Here is a 15,343-nt window from a genome sequence, read left to right as displayed (position 1 = left end):
CGACAGGCGCGGTGACTCCGGATGCCGGAAAGCTCGGGAGAAAATTCGCCACGGCAATTGCCCTGCACGAAGCCGGGCATCTGGAAGCGGCGCGCGCGGTCTACGAAGAGCTCAAATCCGCAACCGGGCCCAATCCGGATATCCTGCACCTTCTCGGAACGCTTGATTTTCAACAAGGTTTTGCAGTTGGAGGCGCCAAGAGAATCCAGCTCGCCATTCTTCAACGACCGGATGCCGCTTCCTATTACGACCATTTCGGCAGCGCGGTGCGCAGCACGGGAAACCTGCCCCTCGCCGCGGCAGCCTACCGGAACGCCTGCCTCATCAATCCGGCATCTGGTTCAGCATTCCTCAATGCTGCAATCGTTGCCCTGGAAACCAACGAGCCCGAGATGGCAGCGGAGCGTGCGGAACGAGCGGTGCGCCTCATGCCCGAGAATGCCGATGCCTGGTTAAGGTTCGGTAGCGCATTGCATGCCAAAGGTGCATTCGGCGACGCCGTCAAAGCCCTGCATGAGGCACAATCCAGAGCGCCAGGATCGGTGGAGGTCTATTTCCACCTGCAGGTCGCCTACCTGTCCCTCACCAATCCCCACGCGGCAGATCAAGCCGCGCGACGTGGAATTCTCCTCGATCCAGGGCGCTATGAAATTTATACAAAATTTCAGGGCAGTAGCCTTCCCGGCACCTCCAATTGGACCGGCACCGTACCGAAGCGGCTCGCGACCATTGTCAAACCCGCGTCTCCGAGAACCTGGGAGTTCCTCGCGGCAGAATTCTACAGCGTGATGAACTATACAGGCGTGGCGGAGGCCGCACGGCGCGGCGCACTCCTCACCCCGGAGAGAGTCGGTCCATACAATTCACTTGCGACCTCGACGCATCATCTCGGCCAGTTTGAAGCCTCCATCAGGATTTCGCGCTATGGTCTCGCGATCTCCCCGAGATACGGCGACATCGGCTTCAACCTCAGCCTGTCCGCGTTCAGCATCGGTCGGGTCGCCGAAGGGTGGCGTTACTGGCCGCGCAGGCTGGACATGGCAAAGGCTGCTCTCCGGTTCAGCCTGCCACCGCGCTGGGATCCGGACAGCGCTCCACCCGACCACCTCCTGGTCGCGTCGGAACAGGGCATAGGCGACGACATCGTGTATCTCAGTTGCCTGCCTGACCTGCTGGAGGATGTCGACCGGGTAACCGTCGAGACGGATGCCAGATTGTTCCCTCTTCTGACGCGCAGTTTTCCCGGCCTGAACCTGATCGAGAAACAATTGCGCCCGGGCCCAAAGGGCGAAACCACGCATGATTATCGGCACGTGCAGGATGAACACCATTTCAGTCACAGCCTGATATCAGGAGATCTGCCCGCCCTGTACCGTCATGGCCGGCGTGCGTCAGCGCCCCGGGCCGGGTATCTCAAGACGGACAAGGATATGCGTGCTGAATGGCAGGCACGATTGGCCGCACGTGGCCCTGCGCCCTATCTCGGTCTGTGCTGGCGCAGCGGAACGCTCGTAACCTCGCATCGGGCAATCCGCTATCACACCATCGGGGAACTGGTCCGGGAAATACCAGCCGATGCATTCACGCTGGTCAATCTCCAGTATGGCGACGCGCATGCTGAAATTGCCGACATCGCAGACGGTACCGGAATTCAGATCCAGAACTTCACCGACGTGGATCAGACAAATGAGCTGGATCGCGTCGCCGCCCTGATGTCCTGCCTTGATCTTGTCGTTGCGCCGGCTACCGCGGCACTGGCTCTTGCCTGTGCCGTGGGCGTGCCGGTGATCGGACTTGAGAAATCCTATTTTCTTTACGGTAATGGGTGGGACCCGGTGTTCCCCAACCTCTATCCGATCAAGCGGCCTTCAGAGCCGACCCTGGTCGAGAACCGGCCGCAGCGCATGGGCAAAGCGATCCGGTATTTCCTGGAGCACGGCACGCTTCCGGTCAGGAAACGCTGATCCGGTTAACGTGCCCCATCTTGCGGCCAGGTCGCGCTTCCGCCTTGCCGTACAGATGCAGCTTCGCGTGCGGCTCGGCAGCAAGCGCCTTCCACTGATCGACATCGCTGCCGATCAGGTTCTGCATCACCGTCGGAAACAGAATATCCACCGGACCGAGCGGAAGGCCTGTCACCGCGCGCACGAACTGTTCGAACTGGCTGGTCACGCAACCGTCCTGCGTCCAATGTCCGGAATTGTGCGGCCGCGGTGCCACCTCGTTGACCAGAACACCGCCATCGCCGGTGACAAACATTTCCACAGCCAGCAGGCCGACAAGATCCAGCCGTTCGGCCAGCGCAACAGCGGTCGTCCGGGCAGTCTGTTCCGTTGCTTCGGAAATGGCCGCCGGCACTGTGCTGGTGCTCAGGATGTGATCGACATGGTGGTTCTGCGCCACCGGGAAGGCCGTACAGGAACCGTCGAGGGAGCGGGCCACAATGACGGAGATTTCCTTGTCGAAGGACACGAAACCCTCGAGCACAGCATCGTCTGATTTCAGCGACGCCCAGGCTGCGGCAAGATCCGTCTCATCCATGATCTTGACCTGTCCTTTGCCGTCATAGCCGAAGCGGCAGGTCTTCAGAACTGCCGGACGGCCAATGTCAGCCACGGCTTCCTGCAGCTGATCGAGGCTGGTGACATGCCGATAGGGCGCCGTCTGCGCCCCGGAATCCCGGGCAAAATCCTTTTCCGCGACCCGATGCTGGGAGACGGCGAGAACGCTTTGACTCGGCCGCACCGGCACCAGCTCCGACAGCCGCTGCACGGTATCGACGGGAATGTTCTCGAACTCATATGTAATGACATCGACGGAGGCGGCGAATTCGGTCAACGCTTTCTCGTCTTCATAAGCCGCGACCGTTGTTTTCTCGGCAACCTGCGATGCCGGACTGTCTTTCTCCGGCGTGTAGATATGGCAGCGATATCCGAGCGGCGCCGCGGCCAGGGCGGTCATCCGGCCGAGCTGCCCGCCACCGATAATCCCGATGACGGCGCCGGGCGCCAGAACGTCAGACATCAGGACTCCACCGGAACGTCGCCAACCGAGTCTGTCTGCGCCGCGCGCCAGGCTTCCAGCCGGGCGTGCAGCGCCTCGTCATCATTCGACAGGATCGCAGCGGCCAGCAATCCCGCATTCTTCGCCCCGGCCTTGCCGATGGCGAGGGTTCCCACCGGAATACCGCCCGGCATCTGCACGATCGACAGCAGGCTGTCCATGCCCTTCAGGGCCTTGCTCTCGACCGGAACGCCGAGCACGGGAAGTGTGGACTGCGCGGCGACCATGCCCGGCAGATGCGCGGCACCACCGGCGCCGGCAATGATCACCTTGAGCCCCCGATCGCGTGCCGTCGCGGCATAGTCCGCCATCCGGGCCGGAGTCCGGTGCGCGGAGACAATCCGGGTCTCGTGCGGGACGCCGAGGGCTTCGAGAATGAGAGCGGCTTCCTTCATGGTCTCCCAGTCAGACTGGCTGCCCATGATGATACCGACAAGGGGAGTCGCGGCCTTGGCCATATACGCATTCCTGCTTCCGTCACAACCCGTGCCCGCAGCACGGGCCGGGTCGGGTCAAAGAAGCGCGGCATTATAGGAGCGGCGCCTGCAGTTACAAGCGCTGACTGCCCCTTTCAACCTGTCCGGGTTCGTGGTTCAGTCCGGGCAATGGCAGTCTGGGGGAGACAGGCGCGATGACGGCAATCGCAACACGGGATTCCGAGGCCTTCCTGCATCAGGCCGGGTCCACACCGGTCGCCCATGCCTTCACCGCCTGCTCAGGCGCTTGGGCGACGGATGAAACCGGGCACCGGTTCATGGATTTCCACGGCAACAGCTGCCACAACACCGGTTATCGGCACCCGAGACTGATCGCCGGCCTGAAGGAACAGCTCGACACGCTGTGCTTCGCGCCACGGCTGTTCACGTCCGAGCCGTCCGTTGAACTGGCGGAGATGCTGGCGGCGCGCTGGCCCTATGGTGCGGCCAGAATCCTGCTCGGCGTTTCCGGCGCCGATGCCATCGAAATGGCGCTCAAGCTTGCCTATATCGCCGCTGGCCGGACCGGAACCGCCGCTTTCGAGGGAAGCTGGCACGGTGCCGCGCTGGGCGCGCTCTCGATCGGCGGAACCGCCGGCGAACGGGCAGGTCTCCCCGCCCTTGAGGGCTGCCACCATGCGCCGGCCTACTGGCCGCGGAACCTGGGTGAAGACTCCGAGACCTGCGCCCGAAGCGCCCTTGATCACCTGAAAAAGACCCTGGGCAGGGGCGAGATCGCGGCACTGATTGCGGAACCGGTGCGATCAACCGGCCAGACTTCACCCGCCTGGTTCTGGCCGGAAATCCGGACGCTCTGCGATCACACGGGAACCCTTCTGATCTTCGACGAAATTCCAACCGGGCTCGGCAAAACCGGACGCCTGTTCGCCAGTGAGCATACCGGCATCGCTCCGGACATGACGGTGCTCGGCAAATCCCTTGGCGGCGGTGTCCTGCCGCTTTCCGCCGTGATCGCCAGGGCCGAACTCAATGTCGCCGGTCATCTCGGGATCGGGCACTATACTCACCAGAAGAATCCCGTGCTTGCCCGCGCCGGAATTGAGACGCTCGGGATCCTCGACGCGGAAGACCTCGTCGCCGCGTCAGGGAGCAAGGGCCGGGACGCTCTCGCGGCCATAGAACAGATGATCCCTGAGAGTCCCGCTTATGAGTCGGCTTATGGTCTGGGTCTCGCCATGGCTGTAATCTGCTCCGATCCTGCCTGCCTGACGGCGTTGAAGGCCGCCTGTTACCGGCTCGGACTGAATACAGGATCCGCCGACGGACGGCTCCTCACCCTGTCACCGCCGCTGACCATCTCGGCGGATGAGCTCTCCCAGTCAATCGGGATATTGCGGCAGGCTGCCGGCGACAGTGCTAGCTGACGCCACTCTTCTTGCGCTGCGGGTCATAGAGCAGCCATGTCGTCAGTTTTTCAGATCCGCCGACGATATCAACGCGTTGCGGCTTTGATTTAGTTTTGCCCGAGAGATGAAGGATACCCAGCGACCTGTGCGGAATGCCCGGCTCAACGAATTCTCCCGCAGCGGAATCGAAGGCGGGAAGTGCCATGCTGGCAAGCCAGTTGAACTGGCTCGGCAGGAAACAGCGCGGGTGGTCGCTGGCATAGACAGCGTAGTTGAGCGACATCTGGTCCGCATAGAACCCGACATGCCTCCGTAACGCTTCCCTCAACCTCTCGGCCCAAAGATCCCAAAGAGGATGCGCCGCGGGCATCGAGAAGACGCCGCAATTCAGGACCGGATTGTAGCCGACCTTCTTGGCGACTTCGCTTCCGAAGAATTGCGCTTGCTGGTCGTGCGTCCAGCGAACATACGACTTGATATCAAAGCTATGGTCGTAGGCCCGGTCCATTTCCGGAACAATATTGAGATCCCCGCGCCGGGCCCCTTCAATAAGCCAGTTGATCGCCCACCAATGCTGCACCCAGGCGTCCGCGTCGATCCAGATATAGACGTCGTAGCCGGGAAAATGATCACGCAGGAAAGGCCGCGAGACCATCGCCTTGAAGCCGTCTCCAACCTTGGAGGGATCCCCATCCGGCGGCGTGAAATCGATATCCCATCCGGGAGTCACGACATGGACACCGAACTCGGGGAGGGCCTCCCGGTTTGACGCGGACAGACCGAGATCCAGATAACCGATATCAATGTCGGCCTGTTGTTGGTCGCGAATGGAGTGCAGCAGACAACGGGAGATTGGAAAGAACCGGCTCTCGGCGGCCGTGCAGATGATGGTTTTCACGCTCAAGCGCCGATCATCCGCTTCAGGCGATGATGTCGGGCAGTAATTCGCTCTCGAGCCGCATGATCTGATCCTTCAGCAACAGCTTGCGCTTTTTCAGGCGCTGGATCTGAAGCTGGTTGAACGGGCCGTCCTCCGCCAGACGCGCGATGACGTCGTCGAGATCGCGGTGTTCTATCGTCAGCTCTTCGAGCCGGCGTGACAGTTCTTCGCGGTCCGGTTCCAACTAGGTAATCCGTTGTGATCTATGTGACGAGATGGTCTGTCATATCGCAAAGCACAATTGTTTGGTAGGGCGCTTTTGCATGCTAGACAAGACAGATGAGCGTACCTGACACTCCCTTCTGGTCCTATTCGGTCACGACCTACGGCCAAGATGCGGTGGCGGGGGAATGCCTGACACTACAAGACCGCTTCGGCCTCGACGTGAACATCGTCCTGCTTTGCTGCTGGCTCGGCTCACGTGGAACAGCACTGGACCATGCCCAGACAACCCACGTCATTGAATTCACCGACGCCTGGGCATCCTCTGTTATCGCCCCTTTGCGCGCCATCCGGCGCCGTTTGAAACAGGATATTCAAGACGAGATCATCGCCACCTTCCGTGCGGAGATTGCCGCCCTGGAACTCGCGGCCGAGAAGATCCAGCAGACCCGGTTGTTCGATACCTTCGGAACGCTCCCCGCCGATCCGGCGGCGGCGGCAATGCCGACCGCTGCCCAAAACCTTGCAAACTACGTCGCGATACGAAATCAGCCGCCGGACACGTCGCTTCGTGACTCTCTTGTAAAACTGCTCCATGCCGCCTTCCCCGACGCGCCGGAAGTGGATATCGTTTCTTGTCTTGCGGTATCGGCCAGCGATCAGACGATATAGGGAAACAGCTCATGCGCGACGGCGCCACGGTTACGCTACGGTTCGAGAAACCCGACGGCGGCATGCTCGCCGTTTCCGTTTCGGACCTGATCATCGGCGGCTGGACCGGCCGCGACACCGATGCACTCCAGCACCATATCGACGAATTGAAGGCCATCGGTGTCACCCCGCCGAGCGAAACCCCGCTGTTCTATCGCAATGGCGTCAACGTGCTGATGCAGGACGACGTCATCCAGGTCGTCGGCCCGGACACATCGGGCGAGGTCGAAGCCGTGCTGGTCTCCACCGATGAAGGCATCTGGGTCACGGTCGGATCCGACCATACGGACCGGGCGGCCGAGACCTATTCCGTCGCCGGCTCGAAACAGATGTGCCCGAAAATCCTCGCACGGGAAGCCTGGCCGCTCAACGACCTGCTAGGGCATTGGGACAAGCTTCGATTGCGCGCCCGCGCCACGATCGACGGCACCGAAGTGCTGTATCAGGACGGTACGCTCGCAGCCATGCGCCGCCCGGAAGAGATGATGGAACGCTATGCTAATGGCACCCTGCCGTCCGGTTCCGTCATGATGCTCGGCACCTTCGCCGCCATCGGCGGTATTCGTCCCGCCAGCCGTTTTACCATGGAGATTGAGGACCCTATTCGCGGCGCCACGATTTCCCACGCCTACGACATTCATTCCCTGCCACTTGTGAGTTAAGCCCATGTTCGCCCCTCTGAAAGACCTTGCCGCCGATCTTGCCGCCGGAAAGACAAGCTCGGCAAAGCTGACCGAGGAAGCCCTCGTCCGGATCGGGGATGCAAAGGGTGAAGGCGGCAGGGTCTATACGGATGTGTTCGCCGAAGCCGCCCGCGCCGAAGCGAAGGCAAGCGATGCGCTGCGCGCCGCAGGCATAGTGCCCTCCCCGCTCGCGGGCATTCCGATCTCGGTGAAGGATCTGTTCGACATCCGGGGCCGCGTCACCATGGCCGGGTCCGTCGCCCGCAAGGACGAGCCGGCGGCAGATGAAGACGCACCGGTCGTTGCCCGCCTGCGCGCCGCCGGTGCTGTCATCCTCGGCCGCACCAACATGACCGAGTTCGCCTTTTCCGGCCTCGGCCTCAACCCCCATTACGGCACGCCGAAAAACCCGTTCGACCGGGAGACCGGACGCATTCCGGGCGGCTCCTCCTCCGGCGCCGCGGTCTCCGTCACCGACGGCATGGCTGCTGCCGGCATCGGCACGGACACTGGCGGATCTGTCCGCATTCCTTCCGCGCTGAACGGCCTCACCGGTTTCAAGCCGACCGCCCGCCGGGTGCCGACGGATGGCGCCTTCCCGCTGTCATGGGCACTCGATTCCATCGGCCCGCTGGCCCGCTCCGTCGATTGCTGCGCATTGCTGGATGCGATCATGGCCGGCGAGGTGCCGTCGGACGTGACGCCGCTTTCGGTCAAGGGCATGCGTCTGGTGGTGCCGGGCACCATGGTGATGGACGATATGGACGAGCATGTCGCCAAGACGTTCGAGGCGGCACTGGACAAGCTGTCCGCCGCCGGTGCGCTGCTGGAAGAAAAGCCGTTCGAATGGCTGCTGGAAATCCCGGCCTCGAACAAGGCGGGTGGTTTCGCCCCGACCGAAGCCTATGCCATCCACCGCGACCTGCTCTCCCGCAAGGAAAGCGCCTACGACCCGCGCGTCGCCACCCGCATTCAGGGCGGCGCCAAGATGACAGCTGCGGATTATGTGATCCTGAGCCGCCGCCGGGTGGAGATCCAGGCCGTCGCCAATGCCGCCACGCGGGATTACGACGCCGTGCTGATGCCTTCCGTGCCGCAGATCGCCCCGAGCATCGCCAGCCTGGAGACCAACGAGGCGCTGTATCACACCACCAATCTGCTGATGCTGCGCAACCCGTCTCTCGGCAACTTCCTCGACCGCTCCGCCGTCTCCCTGCCCTGCCACGAGGCGGGCACGGCGCCCGTCGGGCTGATGGTCATGGGCGAGACCATGGGGGACGCAAAGACACTCTCGGTCGCAACCGGGATTGAAGCGGTTTTGGGGAAATAGACCCTAACGCGCGCCGGCAAAGGGAGAACGCCGTTTCGGGGCACAGGCTTTCAGCGCCTCGAACGGGTTCTTCAGCTTTTCGCCGGCTTCTTTCAGACGCCCGGTCAGCTTCGGGATTTGCATGACGTTCTGGATACGGCGGTCCAGGAAGGCCCAGGTCTCCGCATAGTCTTCCGACGTGTCGTTCAGCCAGAACAGCAAAGTTGACGTGTAGACCGCCGCGAGCAACCCGCGCTTGGTGTAGAAATTATAGTCGGTCGCGGTATCCCCCGCCGCTTTCCAGATTGCATCCACCGTCTTGTAAAGACTGCGCGTGCCGAGGCCGCCATGCCCCGGAATCGCAAGATAGGCCAGCGTCCGGCGCACCGCTTCCTTGTGCGGGGTCGCCTGTTCAAGACGGATGCGCACGGCTGTGCCGATGCGCTCGCGGATCTTCATCGCGGACGGGTTCCTGCTCTGGAAAGCCTGCACCATGTCCCGGTCCGCACGATCCAGAAAATGCTCGATACAATCCGTCACACCGGCGGGAAACAGGCGATCGAGCTCATCAACAGAAATGCCCGCATCCTTTGCGCCATGCCGCAGGGTCTTGCGGCTCCAGCCGTCGAACATGACATGCGGCAGGATGCAGTCGAGCACCCGGTCGCGCTCCGCATTGCGCTTTTCCAGCACGGATTCGGTATCTTTGGTCATTTGCCTTCTCCCCGAATGTCTTCCGGCGACGCATCGACCGCCGCCTGCAACAGTTCCTCGCCATAGCCGAAGCGGCGCATGTTCGTCATCCGCTCGGGATAGAGAATGCCATCCAGGTGATCGACCTCATGCTGGACCACCCTTGCATGAAAGCCTTCCGCCTGACGCAGTACCTTCTCACCCTGCAGGTCGAAGCCCCGATAGGCAATCTTCCGGTAGCGCGGCACTTCGCCCTTCAGGCCGGGAATGGACAGACATCCCTCCCAGCCCATTTCCATCGCTCCGGACAGCGGCTCGATCACCGGATTGATCAGGACCTGCAGTTCCAGCGGGCCGTCATTCGCCGCCGCCGTTGCCCGCTCTCCCGGCACCTTGAAGACGATGATCCGTTTCGGAACACCGATTTGCGGCGCGGCGAGGCCGACACCGCCGGCGGCCGCCATCGAGTCGGCCATATCCTTGGCCAGGGCCGCGATCTCTTCCGAGGTCGGGTCCGGAATTTCCTCGGCCCTGCGGCTGAGCACAGGCGCGCCCATGCGGATGATCTGTTGTGCTGTCATGCCTTGGATATAGAACCCTCTCCCCATTTGGTAAACTCTGGGCTATAATCTGCATGCGTCAGATTGGCGCCGAGAACAGATTGCAAAGCCGCCCTGCGAAAGCCGCGTGATTTATCCACGCTCGGCCTTTGCAAGCGGCAATCTCTTGTGATACACACCGCGTTCTTGTCCCAGGGGGGCGAATTTTCCCGGGGCATTCTGCGTTCTGAATTCGCACAATTGTTTTGGAGGTCGGGTTTCGTGCATGTAACGGTCCGCGATAACAATATTGATCAGGCACTGCGCGCGCTTAAGAAGAAGATGCAGCGCGAAGGTGTCTTCCGGGAAATGAAGCTGCGCCGCAACTTTGAAAAGCCGTCCGAAAAGCGGGCGCGCGAGAAGGCTGAGGCCGTCCGCCGCTACCGCAAGCTGATGCGCAAGCGCATGGAGCGTGAAGGCTTCTAGAGCCTCACGGTTTCGCCGCTCCGGCGGCAGACGACCCGATTCCAAACACGGAACCGCCCTCGCATGCCGAGCGGCGGTTTTTGTGTTTCCGAATTTTATGAGGATCAGTTGTCCTGTTTCGGCATCAGCCGGGCCAGCGACATGGCAAGCTCGGCAATCGGCTGGGTCTGCACGATGACACGGCCGGGGCCGGTGACGTGCGTGACGAAGATGCCCTCGCCGCCGAACACAAGATTCCTGATGCCTTTCTGGAAGGCGATGTCGTAGTCGCACGTTCCGGAAAAGCCGACGAGACAACCGGTATCGATGGTGATCCGTTGTCCCGCAGCAAGTTCCCGCTCCACCAGTGTGCCGCCGGCATTGAGAAAGGCGAGACCGTCGCCCTCCAGCTTCTGCAGGATCAGCCCCTCGCCGCCGAAGAATCCGGCGCCAAGCTTGCGGGTCAGGGCGATGGAGACGTCCACGCCGCGGGCGCTGCACAGATAGGCGTCGCGCTGGCAGTAGAAGAGCCCCTCGTTCTGGCTGAGGTCCATGGCACGGATCTGCCCCGGCATGGAGCCGGCGAAGGACACGTCCTGCCGCTCGTCGCCTTCATTCACGAAATAGGTCAGAAACAGGCTCTCTCCGGAGAATTTGCGGAACAACCCGCCAAGCAGACCGCCGGACAGCTCCGTGGTCATTTTGATGTGCTGGTCCATCATCACCATGGCACCGGCCTCGGCCTGCACCGCCTCGCCCGGATCCAGGGTCACCGTCAGAAGCGGGGCGTGATCCCCCTCGATCCGGTAGTCGATAACATCGGCGGCCATGAGAACTCCTGTCGGGGCAGACAAACCATCGGTCAAAGACAGATAGTGTCGGCGTGTGTGCAATCATCGTGATTGCAATCCGCTATTCAGCTCATAATGCTGCCCTACCAACTAGAGACAAGTCCAGCTTCGGGACCGCCGCCATGACCAATCTGCTCTCCGAAATGCTTGCCACCCGCCCCTGGCTGCTGGCAGACGGCGCCACCGGCACGAACCTGTTCGCGCGCGGCCTGCAACATGGCGATGCGCCGGAGCTGTGGAATCTGGAAGAGCCGGAAAAGGTCCGGGCGCATTACCGGGATTTCATCGAGGCGGGCAGCGACATTGTCCTGACAAACACGTTCGGCGGCACGGCGAACCGGCTGAAGTTGCACAAGCTCGAAGGCAAGGTCTACGAGATCAACAAGGCTGCGGCCGAACTGCTCGCGGCGGAAATCGCCGAGAGCGGCCGCAAGATCGTCAATGCCGGCAGCGTCGGCCCGACAGGCGACCTTTACGAGCCGCTTGGCCCGCTCACCATCGAAGACGGCAAGAATGCCTTTGCCGCCCAGATGCGCGGCCTAAAGGATGGCGGTGCCGATGTTGTCTGGATCGAGACCATCTCGTCCGAGGAAGAGCTGACGGCGGCCCTCGACGCAGCGGACGAAACCGGCATGCCGTCGGTCTGTACCCTCTCCTTCGATACCAACGGTCGGACCATGATGGGCATGACGCCGCAGCGCCTCGTCGAGATGGTGCATGCCCGTCCGGTCAAACCCGTCGCCTTCGGCGGTAATTGCGGCACCGGTGCGTCGGACCTGCTGGTCGGCCTGCTCAGCGCCCGCGAAAGTCTCGCAGCTGACGACATTCTGATCTCAAAGGCCAATTGCGGCATTCCGGTCTTCGAAGATGGCGCGGTCCGCTACAATGGCACGCCGGAGCTGATGCAGGCCTATGCCGGGCTGGCAGTCGATCTCGGTGCCCGGATCATCGGCGGCTGCTGCGGCACCACGCCGGAGCATGTCCGTGCCATGCGCCGGGCACTGGAAGGTCACACAAAGGGCGACATGCCCGACATGATGGCCATCGTCGCAGCCTGCGGCACCCTGACGGGCGCCACGGCCGAACTTCTCGGCGATGGAGAGGGCAAAGAATCCACTCGCCAGCGCCGTGGTCGCAGACGGAATTAATCCACCCGAAGCCGATCCGGGAACGGTTCGGTTTATTTAACTTTCCGGCCTTTTCAGCACGTTGACCCTCCTCCGCGCCGTCCTTACCTTCAGGATCGGAACGGACAACCATTCCCGCGGGATTTGACAGGGCAGCTTGCATCCGCGTCACCAACTGCTAAAGCGCCACGGGTGTGTTCCCGTGGGCCCGAACCGAGTGGCGGGCATGCCGCGTCCTGCGCGGTCTTGCATAACCTGAGCGATGAAACAGACGGATGATTTCCGTTAACGGGCAGTCATGCCCTATCGCTGAGGCACGCCTGCGAGCGACGCTGGAAGGATAGAACGAGCATGGCGCAAGCAATCGAACGGATACACGAGGACCATACGAGCAGGTATCACCGGGCCTGGGATCAGAGCGAAGAAGAAGCGGCGGCCCTGCACCGGCGGCTGACCGAAGACTACGGAACCTTGAGCGAGCAGGACATGCTCGCCGCCCTGACAGAAGAGGAATTTCCCGGCCGCAGCGCGGTGATCGCCTCCTTCGGCACGGAATCCGCCGTGCTGCTGGATATCGTCGCCGCGGTGAACAAAGACCTGCCGGTGATTTTCATCGATACCGGTAAGCATTTCGAGGAAACCCTGCGCTATCGGGACCAGCTGGCGGCCCGGCTGGGCCTGACAGATATCCGCAACGCCACCCCGTCGACGGCGCTGATTCGGCGCCAGGACCGGGACGGCACGCTCTGGCAGAGCGATCCAGATGCCTGCTGCCACCTGCGCAAGGTGCTGCCGATGCGCCAGGCCATGCAGCCGTTCGGGCTGATCATTACCGGCCGCAAACGCGCCCATGGCGGCCTGCGCTCGGAGATCGAGATGATCGAGCAGTTCGGCGAGCGCATCCGCCTGAACCCTCTCGCGGACTGGGACGCGTCCCGGATCGATGCGGAATTCACGGTTCGCGACCTGCCGCGTCATCCTTTGCAGGCACAGGGATACCGATCCATCGGCTGCGCGCCCTGTACCGATACCGCCGCTGCCGGGAGCGATGTCCGCTCGGGCCGCTGGGCACAGTCCGGCAAGACCGAATGCGGCATTCACTTCAATGCCGACGGCTCGGCGAGCCGCGGCGAGCAGCAGAACCGAAGCAACCAGGATCAGGCAGCCGCCTGACCCGCTTTCAACCCTATCGGAGCCATGCAACGGCACCATCCGTGGGTCACACCCTGCATGGAAAGATTGATCCCGGCGACCGCCAACGCTAGAAAACGGCGGTCGCTGTCCTTATCAACGGGCCGACAGAATTCAGACCGCCAGATCATGACCGGCGGTACCGGTACCAGCCGGCCCTCGCAACAGGTGAGCAGGTAAATGAACATGATGGACAGTCACGCGGCGGCTCCCGCCAGCGCCGAAGAGCGCGGCACCGGCGGCTTTCCCGTTCCTGACGGGGTTTTCGCGGAAACCGTGACCGAAGTGCAGCATTACACGGATCGCCTGTTCCGCTTCCGCATGACCCGGCCCCAGAGCTTCCGCTTCCGCTCCGGCGAATTCGTCATGATCGGCCTGCCGAACGCGGAAAAGCCGGTCTACCGGGCCTATTCCATTGCCAGCCCGTCCTGGGACGAGAATCTCGAATTCTACTCGATCAAGGTTCCGGACGGCCCGCTTACCGAGCACCTTCAGAGGATCCAGCCGGGCGACACCGTGCTGATGCGCAAGAAGCCGACCGGCACGCTGGTCAATGATGCGCTGACCCCGGGCAAGCGGCTCTACATGTTCTCCACCGGCACCGGCATCGCGCCATTCGCCTCCGTGATCCGCGATCCGGAGACCTATGAGAAATTCGACCAGCTGATCCTGACCCATACCTGCCGGGACGTTGCCGAGCTGGATTACGGCAAGGAGCTGGTGGCTTCCCTGAAAGCAGACGAGGTCTTCGGCGAACTCGCCCAGGCTCAACTTACGCTCTACTCCACCACAACCCGCGAAGAGAGTCCGAAGATGGGCCGCATCACGGATCTGATGAAAAGCGGAAAGCTGTACGAGGATCTCGGTGTGCCGCCGCTCAATCCGGAAACGGACCGGGGCATGATCTGCGGCTCCATGGCAATGCTGAAGGACGTCAAGGCGCTCTGCGAGAAAGCCGGCCTGAACGAAGGCGCGAACAACAAACCGGCAGAGTTCGTGGTCGAGCGGGCGTTCGTCGGCTGACAGCATTACAGCCCGCCTTCGAAATAACTCGAGATAAATTTCTGCGACAATCTTGGGTTTGATTCAGCGCGATTTCTGCGTCCCATTAAGCTCGGCTTAACACTAGAACTGTAAAATCCTCTTGTCCGCTCAGGAAGCGGAACCACGTTATGAAAGCGTCAATTCCTCAAGCATCCGGGTGACGGTATGACCAAGGAATGTGAACTGTTCGGGGTAGGCATGGGGTCGCACAGACCATTCGCAGATAACGTCGACGAAGACGACGACACCCTGTTCTTTATTGAAGAGGATTCTGACGACGGTGTCGGTCCGGACAAGACGGACCAGATGCCATGGCGGATTCTGATCGTCGACGACGATGCGGATGTGCACCAGTCGACACTGTTCGCGCTCGGCGGAGAAGTTTTGCTCGGTCGTCCCGTGCATTTTCACCACGCCTATTCCGGTTCCGAAGCAATTGACGTCCTGAGAAAATGCGATGGCATCGCGCTCATCCTGCTTGATGTGGTGATGGAAACACCGGATGCCGGTTTCAAACTCGCGCACTACATCCGCGAAACTCTCGGCCAGAATGATATCCGGATCGTTCTCCGCACCGGCCAGCCCGGCATGCTTTCTGAGAGAGAATCCAGAGAAAACGCCAATATCAATCGGTACATTCTGAAGTCGCAGATCACCCGGTCCATGCTGATGGATGTGGTGAGTTCGGAAATCACCGAATATCTGAACGCAACAACGTAGGG

At 61.8% G+C, this 15,343-nt stretch carries 17 protein-coding genes; 10 read left to right on the top strand and 7 right to left on the bottom strand.

The window, feature by feature from the left end:
* Positions 1-11 precede the first annotated feature (11 nt).
* Positions 12-1,964, top strand: coding sequence for a tetratricopeptide repeat protein (locus RH950_RS11795; RefSeq protein ID WP_350056928.1), 1,953 nt, complete (start codon positions 12-14; stop codon positions 1,962-1,964).
* On the opposite strand, the gene RH950_RS11790 is transcribed toward RH950_RS11795, so the two are convergent.
* A complete protein-coding gene (locus RH950_RS11790; protein ID WP_350056926.1) occupies positions 1,951-3,024 on the bottom strand; it encodes a 5-(carboxyamino)imidazole ribonucleotide synthase in 1,074 nt (357 codons plus the stop codon). The genes RH950_RS11795 and RH950_RS11790 overlap by 14 nt on opposite strands.
* On the bottom strand, positions 3,024-3,521 hold the full coding sequence (gene purE / locus RH950_RS11785; protein WP_350056924.1) for a 5-(carboxyamino)imidazole ribonucleotide mutase: 498 nt from the start codon (positions 3,519-3,521) through the stop codon (positions 3,024-3,026). Before purE ends, RH950_RS11790 begins: the two co-directional genes overlap by 1 nt.
* Positions 3,522-3,694: 173 nt before the next feature.
* On the opposite strand from purE, the gene RH950_RS11780 reads away from it, so the two are divergent.
* The gene (locus RH950_RS11780) at positions 3,695-4,924 is read left to right on the top strand and encodes an aminotransferase class III-fold pyridoxal phosphate-dependent enzyme (RefSeq protein WP_350056922.1); all 1,230 of its coding nucleotides are present in this window, start codon (positions 3,695-3,697) and stop codon (positions 4,922-4,924) included.
* On the opposite strand, the gene RH950_RS11775 is transcribed toward RH950_RS11780, so the two are convergent.
* Positions 4,917-5,810, bottom strand: coding sequence for a hypothetical protein (locus tag RH950_RS11775; protein ID WP_350056920.1), 894 nt, complete (start codon positions 5,808-5,810; stop codon positions 4,917-4,919). The two genes, RH950_RS11780 and RH950_RS11775, sit on opposite strands and share 8 nt — an antisense overlap.
* A gap of 16 nt (positions 5,811-5,826) precedes the next feature.
* Positions 5,827-6,030: a YdcH family protein gene (locus tag RH950_RS11770; RefSeq protein WP_350056918.1), complete on the bottom strand. Its 204-nt coding sequence runs from the start codon at positions 6,028-6,030 to the stop codon at positions 5,827-5,829.
* Positions 6,031-6,125: 95 nt separating this feature from the next.
* On the opposite strand from RH950_RS11770, the gene RH950_RS11765 reads away from it, so the two are divergent.
* The 3 genes from RH950_RS11765 to RH950_RS11755 are packed head-to-tail and all read left to right on the top strand — an operon-like array spanning position 6,126 to position 8,732.
* The gene (locus tag RH950_RS11765; protein ID WP_350056916.1) at positions 6,126-6,680 is read left to right on the top strand and encodes a TIGR02444 family protein; all 555 of its coding nucleotides are present in this window, start codon (positions 6,126-6,128) and stop codon (positions 6,678-6,680) included.
* An 11-nt stretch (positions 6,681-6,691) separates the two neighbouring features.
* Complete coding sequence (locus RH950_RS11760) at positions 6,692-7,381, top strand: DUF2848 domain-containing protein (protein WP_350056915.1); 690 nt, start codon at positions 6,692-6,694, stop codon at positions 7,379-7,381.
* A 4-nt stretch (positions 7,382-7,385) separates the two neighbouring features.
* The gene (locus tag RH950_RS11755) at positions 7,386-8,732 is read left to right on the top strand and encodes an amidase (protein ID WP_350056913.1); all 1,347 of its coding nucleotides are present in this window, start codon (positions 7,386-7,388) and stop codon (positions 8,730-8,732) included.
* 3 nt (positions 8,733-8,735) lie between these two features.
* Here the strand turns inward: RH950_RS11755 and RH950_RS11750 are convergent, their stop codons facing one another.
* Together RH950_RS11750 and def are read right to left on the bottom strand one after the other, a co-directional pair.
* The gene (locus RH950_RS11750) at positions 8,736-9,425 is read right to left on the bottom strand and encodes a COQ9 family protein (RefSeq protein WP_350056911.1); all 690 of its coding nucleotides are present in this window, start codon (positions 9,423-9,425) and stop codon (positions 8,736-8,738) included.
* The gene (gene def / locus RH950_RS11745; protein WP_350056909.1) at positions 9,422-9,985 is read right to left on the bottom strand and encodes a peptide deformylase; all 564 of its coding nucleotides are present in this window, start codon (positions 9,983-9,985) and stop codon (positions 9,422-9,424) included. Before def ends, RH950_RS11750 begins: the two co-directional genes overlap by 4 nt.
* A 240-nt stretch (positions 9,986-10,225) precedes the next feature.
* Between def and rpsU the strand changes: the two genes are divergently transcribed.
* Complete coding sequence (gene rpsU / locus RH950_RS11740) at positions 10,226-10,429, top strand: 30S ribosomal protein S21 (RefSeq protein WP_028467376.1); 204 nt, start codon at positions 10,226-10,228, stop codon at positions 10,427-10,429.
* Positions 10,430-10,533: 104 nt separating this feature from the next.
* Here the strand turns inward: rpsU and RH950_RS11735 are convergent, their stop codons facing one another.
* A complete protein-coding gene (locus RH950_RS11735; protein WP_350056907.1) occupies positions 10,534-11,238 on the bottom strand; it encodes a TIGR00266 family protein in 705 nt (234 codons plus the stop codon).
* A 143-nt stretch (positions 11,239-11,381) separates the two neighbouring features.
* Here RH950_RS11735 and bmt point away from each other — a divergent pair, with 143 nt between their 5' ends.
* The 4 genes from bmt (at position 11,382) to RH950_RS11715 (ending at position 15,341) form a co-directional block, all read left to right on the top strand.
* On the top strand, positions 11,382-12,407 hold the full coding sequence (bmt, locus tag RH950_RS11730; protein WP_350056905.1) for a betaine--homocysteine S-methyltransferase: 1,026 nt from the start codon (positions 11,382-11,384) through the stop codon (positions 12,405-12,407).
* A 330-nt stretch (positions 12,408-12,737) separates the two neighbouring features.
* Complete coding sequence (locus tag RH950_RS11725) at positions 12,738-13,559, top strand: phosphoadenylyl-sulfate reductase (protein ID WP_350056903.1); 822 nt, start codon at positions 12,738-12,740, stop codon at positions 13,557-13,559.
* 198 nt (positions 13,560-13,757) lie between these two features.
* Positions 13,758-14,600: a ferredoxin--NADP reductase gene (locus RH950_RS11720; RefSeq protein ID WP_502889763.1), complete on the top strand. Its 843-nt coding sequence runs from the start codon at positions 13,758-13,760 to the stop codon at positions 14,598-14,600.
* A gap of 186 nt (positions 14,601-14,786) precedes the next feature.
* The gene (locus RH950_RS11715; protein ID WP_350056901.1) at positions 14,787-15,341 is read left to right on the top strand and encodes a response regulator; all 555 of its coding nucleotides are present in this window, start codon (positions 14,787-14,789) and stop codon (positions 15,339-15,341) included.
* The last annotated feature ends 2 nt before the right edge of the window (positions 15,342-15,343 follow it).

The sequence above is a fragment of the Nisaea sp. genome, assembly GCF_040217065.1.
Taxonomy (GTDB): domain Bacteria; phylum Pseudomonadota; class Alphaproteobacteria; order Thalassobaculales; family Thalassobaculaceae; genus Nisaea.
This window is presented reverse-complemented; position numbering and strand designations above follow the sequence as displayed.

Excerpts from the sequence above, each read along its gene's own strand:
- RH950_RS11750 (WP_350056911.1), bottom strand. The coding sequence starts at position 9,425 with ATGACCAAAGATACCGAATCCGTGCTGGAAAAGCGCAATGCGGAGCGC.
- RH950_RS11790 (WP_350056926.1), bottom strand. The coding sequence starts at position 3,024 with ATGTCTGACGTTCTGGCGCCCGGCGCCGTCATCGGGATTATCGGTGGC.
- RH950_RS11755 (WP_350056913.1), top strand. The coding sequence starts at position 7,386 with ATGTTCGCCCCTCTGAAAGACCTTGCCGCCGATCTTGCCGCCGGAAAG.
- RH950_RS11760 (WP_350056915.1), top strand. The coding sequence starts at position 6,692 with ATGCGCGACGGCGCCACGGTTACGCTACGGTTCGAGAAACCCGACGGC.
- purE (WP_350056924.1), bottom strand. The coding sequence starts at position 3,521 with ATGGCCAAGGCCGCGACTCCCCTTGTCGGTATCATCATGGGCAGCCAG.
- RH950_RS11765 (WP_350056916.1), top strand. The coding sequence starts at position 6,126 with ATGAGCGTACCTGACACTCCCTTCTGGTCCTATTCGGTCACGACCTAC.
- RH950_RS11720 (WP_502889763.1), top strand. The coding sequence starts at position 13,758 with ATGAACATGATGGACAGTCACGCGGCGGCTCCCGCCAGCGCCGAAGAG.
- RH950_RS11735 (WP_350056907.1), bottom strand. The coding sequence starts at position 11,238 with ATGGCCGCCGATGTTATCGACTACCGGATCGAGGGGGATCACGCCCCG.
- RH950_RS11780 (WP_350056922.1), top strand. The coding sequence starts at position 3,695 with ATGACGGCAATCGCAACACGGGATTCCGAGGCCTTCCTGCATCAGGCC.
- def (WP_350056909.1), bottom strand. The coding sequence starts at position 9,985 with ATGACAGCACAACAGATCATCCGCATGGGCGCGCCTGTGCTCAGCCGC.
- bmt (WP_350056905.1), top strand. The coding sequence starts at position 11,382 with ATGACCAATCTGCTCTCCGAAATGCTTGCCACCCGCCCCTGGCTGCTG.
- RH950_RS11715 (WP_350056901.1), top strand. The coding sequence starts at position 14,787 with ATGACCAAGGAATGTGAACTGTTCGGGGTAGGCATGGGGTCGCACAGA.
- RH950_RS11725 (WP_350056903.1), top strand. The coding sequence starts at position 12,738 with ATGGCGCAAGCAATCGAACGGATACACGAGGACCATACGAGCAGGTAT.